This is a genomic window from Pseudomonas sp. NFACC08-1, assembly GCF_900106735.1.
GTDB classification, from domain to species: domain Bacteria; phylum Pseudomonadota; class Gammaproteobacteria; order Pseudomonadales; family Pseudomonadaceae; genus Aquipseudomonas; species Aquipseudomonas fluorescens_Q.
This window is the reverse complement of record NZ_FNNL01000002.1, coordinates 65,655-80,506: the sequence shown is the minus strand read 5'-3', so window position 1 is coordinate 80,506 and position 14,852 is coordinate 65,655. Positions and strand designations below refer to the sequence as shown.

At 56.4% G+C, this 14,852-nt stretch carries 11 protein-coding genes; 1 reads left to right on the top strand and 10 read right to left on the bottom strand.

Features of this window, described 5'->3' with window-relative positions; translation table 11 throughout:
- Positions 1-3: 3 nt before the first annotated feature.
- From BLU76_RS04200 to BLU76_RS04180, 5 genes are all read right to left on the bottom strand, one after another.
- On the bottom strand, positions 4-1,833 hold the full coding sequence (locus BLU76_RS04200) for a DUF1302 domain-containing protein (RefSeq protein ID WP_371856967.1): 1,830 nt from the start codon (positions 1,831-1,833) through the stop codon (positions 4-6).
- A 95-nt stretch (positions 1,834-1,928) separates the two neighbouring features.
- Positions 1,929-3,830, bottom strand: coding sequence for an acyl-CoA synthetase (locus tag BLU76_RS04195; protein WP_092221597.1), 1,902 nt, complete (start codon positions 3,828-3,830; stop codon positions 1,929-1,931).
- On the bottom strand, positions 3,830-4,789 hold the full coding sequence (locus BLU76_RS04190) for a fumarylacetoacetate hydrolase family protein (protein WP_092148036.1): 960 nt from the start codon (positions 4,787-4,789) through the stop codon (positions 3,830-3,832). Before BLU76_RS04190 ends, BLU76_RS04195 begins: the two co-directional genes overlap by 1 nt.
- Before the next feature lie 157 nt (positions 4,790-4,946).
- The gene (locus BLU76_RS04185; protein WP_092148039.1) at positions 4,947-6,038 is read right to left on the bottom strand and encodes a VOC family protein; all 1,092 of its coding nucleotides are present in this window, start codon (positions 6,036-6,038) and stop codon (positions 4,947-4,949) included.
- Positions 6,039-6,117: 79 nt separating this feature from the next.
- Positions 6,118-6,771 carry a TetR/AcrR family transcriptional regulator gene (locus tag BLU76_RS04180; RefSeq protein WP_371856968.1) on the bottom strand — a complete coding sequence of 218 codons (654 nt, stop codon included), beginning with the start codon at positions 6,769-6,771 and terminating at the stop codon, positions 6,118-6,120.
- Between the two features lie 169 nt (positions 6,772-6,940).
- On the opposite strand from BLU76_RS04180, the gene BLU76_RS04175 reads away from it, so the two are divergent.
- Positions 6,941-8,533 carry a bifunctional 3-(3-hydroxy-phenyl)propionate/3-hydroxycinnamic acid hydroxylase gene (locus BLU76_RS04175; RefSeq protein WP_092148042.1) on the top strand — a complete coding sequence of 531 codons (1,593 nt, stop codon included), beginning with the start codon at positions 6,941-6,943 and terminating at the stop codon, positions 8,531-8,533.
- A 43-nt stretch (positions 8,534-8,576) separates the two neighbouring features.
- Here the strand turns inward: BLU76_RS04175 and BLU76_RS04170 are convergent, their stop codons facing one another.
- The 5 genes from BLU76_RS04170 to BLU76_RS04150 form a co-directional block, all read right to left on the bottom strand.
- Positions 8,577-9,809, bottom strand: coding sequence for an NADH:flavin oxidoreductase/NADH oxidase family protein (locus BLU76_RS04170; protein ID WP_092148045.1), 1,233 nt, complete (start codon positions 9,807-9,809; stop codon positions 8,577-8,579).
- A 5-nt stretch (positions 9,810-9,814) separates the two neighbouring features.
- On the bottom strand, positions 9,815-11,005 hold the full coding sequence (locus BLU76_RS04165) for an amidohydrolase family protein (protein WP_092148048.1): 1,191 nt from the start codon (positions 11,003-11,005) through the stop codon (positions 9,815-9,817).
- A gap of 24 nt (positions 11,006-11,029) precedes the next feature.
- Positions 11,030-12,091 (bottom strand): amidohydrolase family protein, encoded by a 1,062-nt coding sequence (locus BLU76_RS04160; RefSeq protein ID WP_092148051.1) that lies wholly within the window; start codon positions 12,089-12,091, stop codon positions 11,030-11,032.
- A gap of 136 nt (positions 12,092-12,227) precedes the next feature.
- Complete coding sequence (locus tag BLU76_RS04155) at positions 12,228-14,024, bottom strand: arylsulfatase (protein ID WP_092148194.1); 1,797 nt, start codon at positions 14,022-14,024, stop codon at positions 12,228-12,230.
- A gap of 135 nt (positions 14,025-14,159) precedes the next feature.
- The gene (locus BLU76_RS04150; RefSeq protein WP_092148054.1) at positions 14,160-14,762 is read right to left on the bottom strand and encodes a TetR/AcrR family transcriptional regulator; all 603 of its coding nucleotides are present in this window, start codon (positions 14,760-14,762) and stop codon (positions 14,160-14,162) included.
- Positions 14,763-14,852: the final 90 nt, after the last annotated feature.

The window sequence follows — 14,852 nt, the reverse complement described above, 5'->3', positions numbered from 1 at the left end:
TCCTCAGAAGGTAACGCCAAAGCTAAGGGCGACGAAGTCACGGTCGGCGCTCATGTTGTAATCGCCGCCGAAATAGTTTGTGTAGGAGAGACTGGCGTTGTAAGCACTTCGATAGGTTGCATCCAATCCCACGCTGACGGCCTTAGATCCCTCACCAAATCCCGGCTCGGGGCCATAGCCGTCGACGTCATGCGACCAGGCCAGACTTGGGCGTAACTGGACAGCGGGAATCAGGTTGTCGTATTCCCAGATTGCACGGGCGCGATAACCCCAAGAGGTGGTGGTTACAAAACCAGAATTGTTGCAGTACTCACCGCGGCATAGAGCGTTATCGGGATACAGCTCTCCTTGGCCGAATACCGATGCTCTGCCATAGCGTAGGCCTCCTCGCCCTTCCAGCCCGCCCACATGAGTCACGCCGACCTCTCCCACCAACGTCATCCGGCTTGCCCCCATGACGCTTTCAAACAGATGAACACCAGTAACCTGTGCCTGAGTTACCTCCTTGCGCTGATAACCATTGGAGGGTGCGCCATCTCTTATCGAATAAGCCCCCGAGGAGTAGATGGGGGTAGTAGCGGGATTACCTACGGCAGCTGCCGTCAGGTCAGGTGAGTTAAGTTGTAGAGGCAAATTCGGTCGGTAGCTTACCTCTCCTGAAAGAGTTGTCCCTGTACTCAGCATCGTGCTGAAGCTGAGCCCATAGAGGCGGATGTCCTCTGGATAGTCTACGTAATATTGAGACGTTCCCAAGCGGTAGGCCGAGACCAGTTGCCTGCCAGCCGCGCTAGATAGAAAGCCGGCGCAACCACCAGCAGGAATGCCCAGGTTGGAGCAAAGCTGCGGGGCAAAAGCCAGGTTCGTAGTGTTGGGGCTGGAGATTGAACTGACGTAGGGTTGGCGACTGTGGTAGTTAGCCGCATACGCACCAAACTCTGTATCCAATGCTGATGAAAACCAATGAAGGGCGACACCCCACTGACCATCGTCCCGAGGCTCATTGTTTTTCGCCCGCTTGATCTCGACACCTTCGCCTGTCAGGTTGATTCCGAAGGGGCTGAGAGCCTGTTGCGCAAATGCGTTTTGATCGAGCACCGGTCCGACTGTGGCTCCTCCGCATCCATCTGCCACGAAGTCGTTCTGCGAGAAAAAGGTGCCACAGTTCTCGACAACGGTCTTCTCCCAATCCAGCTGATAGAACATGTCCATGCTGAATTCTTCGCTCAACGTTTGCGACAGGTAAATCATATTGACCGGAATCAAGCCTTCCTTAACCTCGGCACCCGGTTGGCGAAGCGCAGAAACGTCAATGGTGTTCATCGAATTGATGCCACCGCGGATAAAGGTGCTTTCTCCCCAGTTAACGACCTGCCTGCCGATTCTGACGGTACCTGCGAGGTCATCCATTAACATATAGTTGTGGTACAAGAAGGCATCTAAAAGCTGCGCGCCAGAAGCTTTAGCCATTGGATCACGACCACTTTCCTCAATATCCTTGAAAGGCCGGCTTTCATCTTTCAATTCAAAGTCGTACCAATACTTGCCACGCATGAATATGCCGCTATCGCCGTACTTCAGCTCCAGATCATGGATCCCCTTGAAGACCTTGGAAAAAGTTTCACCAGAATCGAAATTTCGGCGTCCATCATCCCCGCTACCCCCCCAGAGATCTTTGTCAGGAGACTGGGTGGACCAACTTGCCCCTACAGAAAGAGAAGAGTCGAACTGCCCTTCAATTTCGCCTATTTTGAATGACACAGCATGTGCAGAAATTGGCATAAAGCCACATATGCCCAGCACGATGGGCAGACGAGTAGAGCGGTTATTTATCATTGTTATTATCTCTCGGCATTCGCACTAATACAGGTGAGAACTACGGGTGTATCTACACGGCATCCTCCCTAGATAACTGCTCCAAAAAACTTAAATCACTGGACCCACTCGATCGGAAACGTGAATTTTCCAAGCCGTTCCTCTAGTCGCGGGCGGAAACTCCCAGCCTGTATATGCGCGACGAGTCCTCGACGACTGTCTTGTTGCATGTCGACCGAAACACCCGAAATACCTGCCAGTTCAGATTCTTGCTGAATAACCCAGGCAATTTCGCGCTGTAACAGGGCCGGCTTGAAAATCTTACCGACAGGTGTTAGCGGCAAGGCGTCCATAATCTCGATACGCTTCGGCAATGCCGCGCGCTCGTTAATGGTCCTTGAGGCGAATTCGATAAGTTCCTCATGGGTGCATAGCATCCCGGGCTTGAGTTGCACATAAGCGACGGGGACTTCACCCGCGTGGGCGTCTGGACAACCTATAGCCGCTGAAAGCGCCACCGCCGGGTGGGTCTGCAAGGCTTCTTCAATCTGTTTCGGGTCAATGTTGTGGCCACCGCGAATAATCAATTCCTTCTTACGCCCGGTCAGCCAGAAATACCCCTGCGCGTCCTGACGCCCAAGGTCCCCGGTGTTTAACCATCGTTTACCCTCGATGGTGAGCCAAATACTTTTGTTGTGGCTGTCATCCAAATAGCCGGCGAATACATTAGGGCCATGAATCGCGATAACACCTACTTCATCATCCCCTGCGTTACGCACGTACTGTCCGTCATCGTCCAGAACCACAGCACGCATATGTTGGTACGGCAGGCGCAGACCAATGGAGCCAACCCGGCGCTCGCCGTCCGCTGGGTTGATGGAAGACACACAGGCGCCCTCGGTCAGACCGTAGCCCTCAAGAATCCGAACACCTATTCGCTCCTCGAACTGGCGGAACAACTCCACCGGCATAGGCGCCGCGCCGCACAATGCGTATTGCAGGCTGGAAAGATCGCGCCCCTCGACCGACTGCTGGAGAAGCGCCGAAAACACAGTGGGCACACCAGAAAAGAAATTGATACCGAAATGCTCGACCAAATCCCAGAAGTGCTTGATCAAACCCTCGCCGCGATATCCCTGAGGAGTACCTATGATTACTCGATCACCGTGGGTCCAAGGCATCAGGCCGGTCACCAGTTGGCCGTTTACATGGAACAGGGGTAAGCCACAGAAAATCACCTGCCCCTTTGCCCTGGGCTGCATATTGGCCGCCATTGCCCACGCGTTGAAGACTTCCGCCCCATGGGTACGGATGGCGATCTTCGGCAGTCCTGTGGTGCCTCCTGTGCAGAAATAAGACGAAGGCTCATCGGGATGAATTTGCCGACCGCTTTTCAGATAGTGACCTGGCTGTTTGCTCATCAACTTGCGCAAGCCGTGAATCTTTCGTCCCGGATGAAGACGCCGTTCTCTCATCGCCATCCAACGCAAAATGCCACCGGGGACGATGCCCACATAGGGTTCCATGCCAACCCAAACGATATGTTCGATGCAGGGCAGACTGTGCAACTGGCTGGAGACTTTCTGCCAAAGGTCCGCTCCGGGAGTCGGGGCCAACGTCACGACCACCTTCACAGTGGCTGCGCGTAACAACTCGGCAATCTGAGCCGACTCAAGCAGCGGATTGATTGCCAAGACAACGCCTGCCGCCTCCCCGCCCCAGATGGTGAAGTGGGTTTCCGGCAGGTTCGGCAAGAGGAAAGCCACTACATCCCGAGGCCCAATGCCCAACTGATGAAAAACGTTGGCTGCCCGAGTGATGTCAGCGAACAGCTCGTCATAGGTCCAATCGTGGGTCTGATGGTAGGCCTTGGCGTCGAGGAAAAAGCTGAGCGCCGGCGCGCGACCGTTGGCCTTCGCACACTGTTGCAAGGCCGTGTAGCTGCTGTGCGGAAGCTCCCGTGCAGCGAGCGGAGTCCGTTCCATGGCTTCAATATCCGCGAGATTTTCGACGGCCATCAGGCTCCCTCCACCACGACATTGCGCTGGGTTCCCAAATCGATCACACCATCGGCGCTACGAATCGTGGCCTCCACCACGTCACCCACTTTGAGGTAGAAATCCTTGCGTGCTTCCTGGGCCTTCGAGAACGCCTTCCACTTCACCGATTCAGACAAAAATGCGGCGGCCAGGCGTTGCTTCGTCGGCGATGGGATCGCGAGTGCGCAACCAGCAGGTGTCCCCGTGGCGATCAAGTCGCCGGCGCAAAAATCATGCACAACTGAGAGTTCGGTCAACGTCTCCGCAGCCCCATAAACCATGTTGGCGGTACTGTCGGATTGACGAGCCTCACCATTGACCGTTAGGCGCAACTGCAATTGCTGCAGATATTTCATGTCTTTTGCGTCGAGCAAGCACAGGTGCGGTCCGATCGGACCGAAAGTGCGGAAGCTCTTACCTTTGTAAAATTGCATCTGGGGAATCTGGATGTCGCGGGCCGAGTAATCATTAACGATGACCAGGCCGGCCACATACTCGTGCAGATTGTGCGCCCCAACGTTCACAGGACCAGTGATCTCCCGGGCGAGGATGAGCCCAAGCTCGATCTCATAGTCCAGGAACCGCACTTGCCTCGGCTTTATCAGTTCGCTGTCGGCCGCGACGATGCAACTCGTGGCCTTGGTGAAGATCATGTTGTAGAGCTTCACATCGGGGTCCATGCCCGACTCGATCATGTGCTGTCGATAATTGGCCCCCTGACAAACGAACTGCTGGTTGCGTGTCACCGGAGATAGCAGCCGTACCTGGCTTAGCTCTACCTCAGCGCCCTGAAGGCGGGACAGTTGCTCCAGCGAGACCTGCCGGATCAGATCACCTGTGGTTTCGAAATGATCGGGAATGGGGGTAATACGCCCCTGGCGTATCACCCCCCAGAGGTTTTCGTTCTGATACTCGAAGCGGACTACGTTGACGGACATGGATGCAGCTCCTGGTGCAACAAGGCGCCGCACGCTGGCGGCAATTTTCGGTTGTTGTTCTGCTTTGGCCCTGTGTCGCGGCAACAGGCTCACCCCTCCCAGAACGATCCCGGCCTTGAGAAGGAGTCGGCGGTTCAGTGAAGGCATTGCAGTCCCCTCAGCCGAACAGTCGCTTAAGCAACAATAATTTTCGCCACGTTAGATCTGGGCTGTATCTGAGGTTGCGCAGCAGAGCCTTGAAGCTCGCCAAATTCATCGCTGGCTTTGTGAAGCTCCTCGGCATCCGTTGCCCCCACTGCGACATTGCCTCGGCACTGACCTTATGCAGTCCCATGGGACGGTCCGACGTGAAAAGGTCGCCGTCGCAGTAGTGCTCATGCTTATTGCCCCAAGGGTCTTGCCAATAGTCGAAAATCTGGCTGCCGAGAATGTGTCGACCAATGCCCCAGGCATGCTTCCAGCCGCGCTCCTGCAGAATTCGCTGCCCCATTCCCACCGCATCGGCATCCACCAACTCGAATGCGCTATGGCTGTAGGCAGCCATGAATCCCTGGGCCAGCGCCAAGGTGTGGTGGTCGGCGGGCTCATCCCCCAGATCAAGACGCATGAACGCCACCACCGGAGACCCATCCGGAAGAACCTGGACGTCACTGGGAATGAAGCCAAAATGGCGCGTATACCAAGCACATGTCGCCTGGTAGTCGGCGAGCTCAAGCACGATATGGCCAAGCCTGACCACTTCAGGTGGGGCAACTGGAGGCCGTTGGGTCGTGTTGATGCGTGGGGACACATCCACGAGATTCACCGGCAAGGCAGAGCGACGGACAATAGGCTCACAGGGAAGACGGCCATGAACCGCTTCAACCAGAAACCCGGACGGATCAGTCAGACGGACGCACAGCCCTCCGCCGGGACCTTCCAGCATTTCTATCTCTGAGGCACCAGGTAACCGAGCTACCCGTTCAAGATCTTCGCGTGATGACAACTCCAGCGCGAAGCCGATGAAGCGCGCCTGACGTGCACGCTCCACCCGGTAACAGTAAGGAGTCGCCTCAGTGCCTCGCATGTAGAGCCGTTCAGCATCGCGATGCGCGGTCTGCAAGCCGAAATCAAGTAAAAAGCGCTCGGCCAGATCCAGGTCAGGACGTGCAAAGATCAAATAGGCAAGCGCCCGCGCCCTCACCGTTGGGGAAGGATGGCGGGCGGGCTGCTTCGTCACGAGACATAGCTGATGGGTGCCTTGTTTCATTATTGTTTTTCTCCACGACTCTTATCAGCAAAACCGACGCCGCCCCGCTCACTTGAGCCTCAGCGAACTCTTTGAAAATTCATACCTCGCAGGACAAAGCAGGCAACTTTCTGGTTGCCAGCTCTCGAGCCTCCAACTCGGAAACCCCCAGCGCCCGCAAAAGCAGCTCAGCTGTTTCGCTACCCGCTCCTCGCCAGGTATCCACACCTTCCCGAACCATGAACATCGCTCCCAGGGTTGCCCCGGCGATCAACGAAATCACACTGGCGCTCTGAGACCGACCGAACTCATAACGCCCCTCCTCCAATCCCCTACGCACACCCATAGAAAAATGGCTTAGGAACAGCTCACGCAGCGATACATCGCCCAGGGCGAACCGACTTATGAAAGAGCCCCACTGCCGGTCAACGTGGGCGTGATAAATGAAGATCCGAACGCAATTGGCCAGACACTCCGCCGGATCCTCCGGCGCTAAAAAGCTGCTGCTGAGATGCTTTTGCATCTCTCTACCCTGCTGGCTGGCGACCCGCTCGAACAGGTCTTCGACCCCACCCACCTCGCTGTGAACGGTCGCCCTCGAAACACCTGCGGCACGGGCAAGATCGCTGATGCCGATCTGGGTGATCCCCTTTTCGGCGAATAAACAGGCGGCAGCGTTGTAGATGCGACGTTGTATCGGAGTCATCTGTACCACAGCCTCTTGATTCAACCAGCCAACGCACAAATTGAACACTAACGTTCATTTATCGTCAACTCGTTTTTATTTTTACCACATCTGTCGCATAATCCTCCAATCTGAACACTTGTGTTCAGTTTTGTCCGGATCAGGCCTCAATGACCGCGATCCTTCTGTCCATTGAAAACATAGGCCCCGTATCTCGGGGTAATAAAAAAGGACCGGCATGAACCTTCCACTCGCTCATTCCCTACCCGCTACAGTCGATGTCCTCATCGTCGGTAATGGCCCAGTTGGCGCTTCGATTGCAGCGCTGCTAGGCCGGTATGGCATCAATACTCTGGTGGTTGACAAGACCCATGACGTACTGCTGATGCCACGCGCCATCGCCCTGGACAACGAAGCGTTGCGAATTTTGCAGTTGGCCGGTCTGGAGGAAGGCGCTTTCGAAAAGATTGTGATTGCGCAAGTGCGCATGCACTGCCCGTTTGTTGGCCAGTTTGGTCAGGCCAACACCAGGGGTAGCCTCGATGGACATCCAAAGCTGGTGACCTTCTACCAGCCGGATCTGGAGCGCACCGTACGCGACCAGTACCAACGCTTCGAAAACGTGACCAGCTTCGGTGGGCTGGAGCTACTTAACCTGATACAGGATGCGGAAGGCGTCGAAGCCGAATTGCTCGCCGAGGACGGACACATCCGACGAATAAAAGCGCGATACCTGGTTGGCGCGGATGGGGCAAGTTCGAAAGTCCGCAGCTTGATAGGGCAAGACTTCCAAGGTCGTAGCTACGCCGAAGATTGGTTGATCGTTGATACGCGAGGACGAGAAAACGTCGCAATCGATCATGTCGAATTCCTTTGCGATCATCGCAGACCAACACCCCATATGCCTGCGCCGGGAGGGCGTGAGCGTTGGGAGTTCATGCTCAAAGGGGGGGAAACCCGCGAGCAGATGGAAGATGCTGGACGCATCGCCAGGCTTTTGGAAAAGTGGATCAAGCCTGATCAATTGGAAATTGAGCGCAAGGCGGTCTATCGCTTTCATGCCAGATGCTGCGAGCGCTTTCAGAAGGATCGGGTTTTCCTGATCGGCGATGCCGCGCATATTACTCCCCCCTTTGTTGGCCAGGGCCTGGTTGCTGGCCTACGGGACTCCGCCAACCTGGCCTGGAAGCTGGCGTGGGTGCTTAAGGGGCGCGCCGGGTCGGGCATTTTGGACAGCTATGATCAAGAACGCCGACCCCATGCCAAGGAAATGATTGCCCTTGCCAAACTGATGGGGCGCCTGGTGATGCCGGGCAACGCACCCACCGCTATGCTGGTGCATGGCCTGATGCGCTTGACGCGTCTAATCCCGCCGCTGCGGCGCCACCTCGAGGAGCTCGATATAAAGCCAAAGAACATTTTCAAGCGTGGTTTGTTCATGCCGGCCGGACGAGGTCGACGCTTGCGCCGTGGTGGGTTGTTTCCACAGGGGCTGGTGCGCCAGATGGACGGTTCGATCACTCTCAGCGATGCTGTACTAGGCGACAATCTGGTGTTGATTGGATTAGGCATCGACCCCCGCGCCAGCCTGACGCCAGATATCTGCCAACAATGGGAAAAGCATGGAGGCAGCTACCTGCAGATCGGCCTGCACGGTCAGAAGAGCACCAGCGCAACGCATTTTGTAGAGGATATCGGCCAGGTACTATTGGCCAGCGCCGCTCCAGACTCGTTGGCCGTGGTGCGCCCGGATCGCATTGTGATGCACGAAGGTCCACAGGCTATGGCCCAGCAACTCGTTCAGGAAACCTTGAAACTCTTGGAATCCTGAATTCACCGAAGATGCCGACACGAGGTGTCGGCATCAGCCAGACTTAGTCAGCCCTGGCTAGCCAGCGCCTGTAGGCTCGCGATTGCCGGCGAGTCTTCAATTGGCTGCCCAGCAATGCCAGCAACGGCGAAGCTTTAGGGTCGGCTGGCCGCCCGCTACCGAGCAGCGCGAGTTGTTTCTTGACTATGGCCTGAATGGCGGCGGAAGCATAGGCCTTGTTCTTCCAGGATACGGTAACCGGTGCCACGCTCTGATCACCTCCCTGTCGCCACTGCCTTGGCAAAGTAGGGTCGATGGCCAATGCCGTCGCCATGCCCACCATAGCTACACGTCCCGCCACTACGCGCTCCGCTACACCGCGGCGTCGAATCCCGCCAGTCACCATCAGCGGCATCGTCGCCTTGGTCGCAATACGCTCGGCGAACTCAAGGAAGTACGCCTCCCGGGCGAGAGAACTGCCGTCACGCGCGCGCCCCTGCATGGCGGGGCTTTCGTAGCTTCCACCGGACAACTCGACTAGATCGACACCCAGATCTTTCAGCATGGCCAACACTTGCGCGGCGTCCTCACTGTCGAAACCACCTCGCTGGAAGTCCGCCGAGTTGAGCTTGACTGACACGCAGAACGACGCACCCACTCTGGTGCGTACGCCCTCAACGGTGCGCAACAGGATCCGAGCTCGGTTTTCAAGGCTGCCTCCCCAATGATCCGAGCGGCGATTGGAGAGCGGCGAGAGGAACTGGCTGAACAGGTAGCCGTGAGCAGCATGGATCTGGACTCCGGTGAATCCCGCCTGCTCGGCCAGTTCGGCGGAACGCACATAGCGTTGGATCAACGCTTCGATTTCGACGCAATCGAGTGCTCTTGGTTTGGCAAACAGCTTGCCCAGACCCGGCAGCTCGACAGCCACCTGCGAAGGCGCAACGGCTATCTGTCCGAGGGCCGCCATGAGTTGACGGCCTGGATGATTGATCTGCATCCAGGCCTGGGCGCCATGACTGCGACAGGCGTCGGCCCAGCGACGAAAGCGATCCAGATGACGGTCACTCTCAAGCACGACGCCACAAGGCCCTGTCAGGGCATTGCGGTCCACCATCACATTGCCGGTGATAATCAATCCGGCCCCTCCCTCGGCCCAGGTACGATACAAACGAATCAGTTGCTCGCCAGGAGCATGGTCGGGATCAGCAAGATTCTCTTCCATTGCAGCCTTGGCAATCCGGTTGGGGATCTCCACGCCATTGGGCAACCGCATCGGACTGAAGAGCACACTCATCAGAATCAATCCTTAAGCCGCTGCGCGGCAGCTGAAAGTGGTTTGGTGGCGGTTCGCGCCAGCCATTGCAGGGTGCTTTCCGGCTCGTACACAGGCGCGGCGACCACCGCCTCATCGGAAAGCGCATGGCGCGAAAATAAACGCAACGAATTACCTCGGGTGATGGCTGAATATTCGGCCTTTGACCAGATAGAAGAAGTGGCCAGCGCCTCAAGCTCTTGCCGCATCACCTCCTCCGGGACAGCGAGAAAACCGCTGCCGAACAACACTTGCGAAGGATCAACCAGCTCCTTGAGTACCGCCATCGTGGGGGCACCGGCGGCCAGCGTGGTATCAAAATAAAACCGCCGCAAATAGGTCATTACACCCAGCGGGGCTTTCTCCTGGAATTCTGGCAACGCATTGGCCAGCGAAATTCGCCAAGCGGCATAAGGCAAAAATCCTCCGCCATTGGCCAGAATCCAGCGAATGCGCGGATATCGTTCCATGGTACCGGAGAGGATCAGATTGACCGCAGCCCTCGAGACATCACAGGCGAACTCAAGCATCACCCCCGGGGCCTCCAAGGCCAACAACTCGTTGTTCGGCTGCAGGTTCGGCTGCACGAAGACAGTAGCCTGACGACTGTCCAGCTCGGCCATCAATTCATCGAACTGTGGATCACCTAAAAACTTTCCATCATTGCTGGCAAGCAGCATCACACCATCCGCCTTGAGCGTATCCAGCGCATAAACCGCCTCTGCACAGGCCTGCCCTGTAGCCGGTAGCGGCACTGAGGCGAAGCTTCCATATCTTCCCGGATAACGCTGCTCCAACTCCGCACTGTACTCATTAGCCCGACGAGCCAACTGCGTGGCGGCGCGCGACTCCCCTCGCCATACCCCTGGGGCAGGAAGAGAGAGGATCGCAGTATGAATGTTGCGTTGATCCATCATGGCCAAGGAGTGCGCCTCGGACCATTTCGTCAGGCTCTGGCCGGCATAGTCATTTGGCCATGAGGCTTCGAGGGAGGGTGGCAATAGATGGTGATGCACATCAATGATCCGGGCCGCACTTTCTCGTTTCGCGGCCACAGAGCTGGCCAATCGAATCTCCCTTGTCGCATCATCGCTCGCAGCCACCGCCGGCCGACCCAGCGACAGCCAGGATGCTCCGGTAAGAAGACCGGCTCCGATCACAAAGTTTCGACGCTTCATTTCTTCTTCTCTCAGTCATGCCGATCATCGGCTTCTCATGCGCTCTACAATCGCGCCTACAGGACCGGAGAACGTTCGCTTCATCCGATTCGAAAATGGCTCGTCGACGTAGATAGCCTCGGGAACGGCCTGCTCGCCTTGCTGGCGGTAATGGGGAAACAATTCAAGCGCATTTCCACGATGGATGGCGTAGAGTTGTTGCGCCGACCACATCGGATTTTCCTCAAGGGTCTGGCACTGCAAGGTAGTGATCGGAGCCGGAGCGAAGGGGAAGTCGCTGCCGAAAAGAATGTGTGACGGCTCAACCAAGACCTTCAGGGCAGCCATGGAATAGCGCGACGGTGATAGCGCGGTATCGAAGTAGAAGCGTCTAACGCCGGCCATCACATCCACCGACAGACTCTGGATGGCAGCCAGCTGCACCAACCGCCAAGCGACATAGGGCAGGAAACCGCCGCTGTGAGCAAGAATCCAGCGTATCCGAGGGTACCTGTCCAGCGTTCCTGTGAGGAGAAGATTCACGGCCGCACGGGTTGTGTCGCAGAGGAATTCGACCAAGAACCCCGGTACCTGCATATCCAATTGCTCACTGGTCTTGTGCAGGTTAGGGTGAACGAAGACGACTGCGTCACGATTGTTCAACTCGACCATCAACTCATCGAAACGGGGGTCCCCCAGAAACACGCCATCTGAACTGCCAAAGACCACGACGCCATCAGCCTCTAGCCGGTCCAAGGCATAAGCAGCCTCGATACATGACGCCTCGGTGAACGGCAGCGGCAACAGTGCGAAGCTGCCAAAACGATCAGGATGGTGCGCCGTAAGATCAGCGGCGTACTCGTTGCAAGCGCGAGCCAGTGATGCGGCCTGCCCATTCCCTCCTCCCAGGTGAGCCCCAGGTGTCGTTAGCGACGTTATCGCTCTCTGGATACCATTGACATCCATCACATCCAAAGACTTCTGGGCGGTCCACTTCGGCAGTTGAGCACCGGCATGAGCTTCGAGCCCGTGCCGGTATAGAGCGTCGGAATAGACAGGGGGGATGATATGGTGGTGAACGTCGATTCGGCCTTGCTTGATAGTCATTGTTCTTAATCCTGAGCATGCAATCGTTTAGTTCAGAAAAAGCACCGAGAATCGCTGTCGTAGTAGCCAAAATCCTGCATCGGAATGCCAAGCCGTTGTCTGGAAGTGGTTCGACTCCACGATCACCTACACACCGTCACTGCGCCTGAAACCGACGCTTGCGCTGCCTGGCCCAGAGCCAACGGAAGAGCAGCACCAGCGTCAAGAAGCCCAGGAGAAGTAGCGCTAGACGCGGCAGATAGAAGAACACCATCGAGTTGATCTGCACCTGACGCTTGTAGTCGTAGCCATCCGGCATCGGCAGAACACCGACCTCCGCGCTGTACTTGCGGTATTCCTCCTTGAGTTGCGTGTAGAGCTCCGGCAACTCGTCACGCAGATCTTTCGTCTCGCCAGGGTCACGGCTCAAGTCATAGAGATGCCATTGGTTGTCACCGGCAGAGGGAAGATTGCGCAGCAACTTGTAGTCGCCTTTGAATACCGCCGAATTGCCAGCAAGCTCGTATCCGATGGTTTCATCAGCGGCGTGTACTGATGCACTTTCATCACGTAACAACGTCAATAAGCTGCTGCCGCGCATAACCTCAACTTCTCGTCCGGCATACGTGCCATTGGATAGCTCGATGCCAGCAGCCTCAAGGATGGTCGGCGCGATGTCGGCGATATGAGCAAGGGCGCGAGTGGTGTGAGGACGAAGACCTTTTATGGCCCCGCCAATGATCAACGGGACACGAAGTCCCCCTTCACTCGCCATGAACTTGTGGCCCGCCAGAGGAGCGTTGGCGACGCTGGCCCAGTTGGGACCGATGGCCGTCCAGGTGCCTTTATCACCCATCCGCTCATAGCTTTGGTCGTACTGCCAGTCCAACCATTTTCGGACAATTGCACTGGCATAGGGATCGGTGGCGGACCCACCATTGTCGGAGAGAAACACAAAAAGGGTATTATCGTACTGCCCGGTGAGTCGGAGGTAATCTATGAGCCGGCCAATCTCATGATCCATCGCCGATGCCATCCCAGCATAGACCTCCATCTTGCGGGCCTCGTAGGCTCGCTGCTGAACCGTCAAGATATTCCAGGCAGGAAGCACTTCTCCACCGGCCTTCGCCTCGCCAGGCAGTAGTCCTAGCGCATTCACTTTTTGTCGCCGCTCATTACGGAGCACATCCCACCCTTGGTCATACCGCCCTTGGTAATGATCACGGAACTGCCTGGGAACCTGGACAGGTGAGTGATTGGCCTGAAAGGCCACATAGGCGAAGAACGGCTTGCCGCTACCCTGTCCTTCTCGAAGGTAGTCAATGGTCTTGTCGACAAAGAAACGGGACGAATAAAAGTCGTCCGGCAGTGATGTCATCTCCCGGCCGTCCTCGTACCAATAGGCCCGGGTTTTCGTAGGAAGGTAGGGTCGCATTTCGAAGTTGTCCGAGCCGCTGTCAGCCTGGATGACCGAACGGTCGAATCCTCTGGCGGGTGGCAGATTTTCGGACGCGTCGCCCAAATGCCATTTACCTGTGACCGAGGTCCGATAGCCCGCATCCTGCAATAACTGGGCAATGGTTACGACTCGCTCGTTCAGCACTCCCTGATACCTGGGATTCCACTTCTGCGACAACGGGGTGGTATCCACCATGTTACCGACACCTGCCAGATGGTGATCCACACCGGTCAGCAAAGTGGCGCGAGTTGGAGCGCAGGAGCCCGTTGCATGGAAATTGCTGAAGCGAACCCCTCCAGAAGCCAACGAATCGATGCTGGGAGTTTCGATCTCGGAACCGAACGCGCCGATATCAGAAAACCCCATGTCATCGACCACCAGCAAAACGATATTCGGCGGCCGGGATACTGAAGTGTCAGAGTGGGCTGCTACGCAGTAGATCAGGGAAAAGCAGCAAGCAAGCAGACGCAGTAACGCGAGGGAGAGCAAGGGCATGGCGTTTTCCAACTGACAGTCGAACCGCAAGAATGCGGAGGTACTGAAAGTAAACACCAAGCAATAAATGAACACAAGTGTTCATTTATTGCCTTTATAGGACATTATCTAAATCCCTTCTTTCATGACAGCCCTTCAGACTGGAGCGAGTGGAGGCAGCTCGACGGTCGCCAGTGCCTGCGCCTCATCCTTGGAGAGTCCTAGAGCTCGCAGCGTCAATTCAGCGATGTCACTGCCGGCATCACGCCAGGTTCGGTGGCCATCACGCACCAGAGTAATGGCTGTGAGTACTGAACCACCAATCATTGCCAGCACCGACATCAACTGTTCCTGACGAACGTCGTAGCGTTTCTGACCTAACCCAGTCATCAGATCCGCCAGTGGCTGTCCAGCCCACATTCCGCGCAAGGATTGTGAGCTCATAGCGTAACGCACGATGAACTTGCCCCAACTTGGCTCTTCATGGGCGCGCCGGATGTAGTAGCGAATACCATTGGCCAGACGCAGCGCAGGATCTACATCCTCCGGTGAGCTGCGCGCAATACGCTGGTCCATTTCTTCGCTTAGACGGGAGGCAACATCCCTGAATAGCCCTTCAACGCTGTCCAGGTGCTTATAAATCGTCCCTCTCGCCACACCTGCGGCCTCGGCGAGCTCACTGATGCTGATTTCTCCAGCACCCTTTTCGGCGAATAGCCGCATAGCGGCTTCATGTATGCGGCGTTGTGCAGCGGTCATAAGGCGATGGCTTCTTTAGAATAACGAGGTTCGAAATTGAACACTTCCGTCCAAAATAAATCAACAGAATGAGGCGTGAACAGACAAATA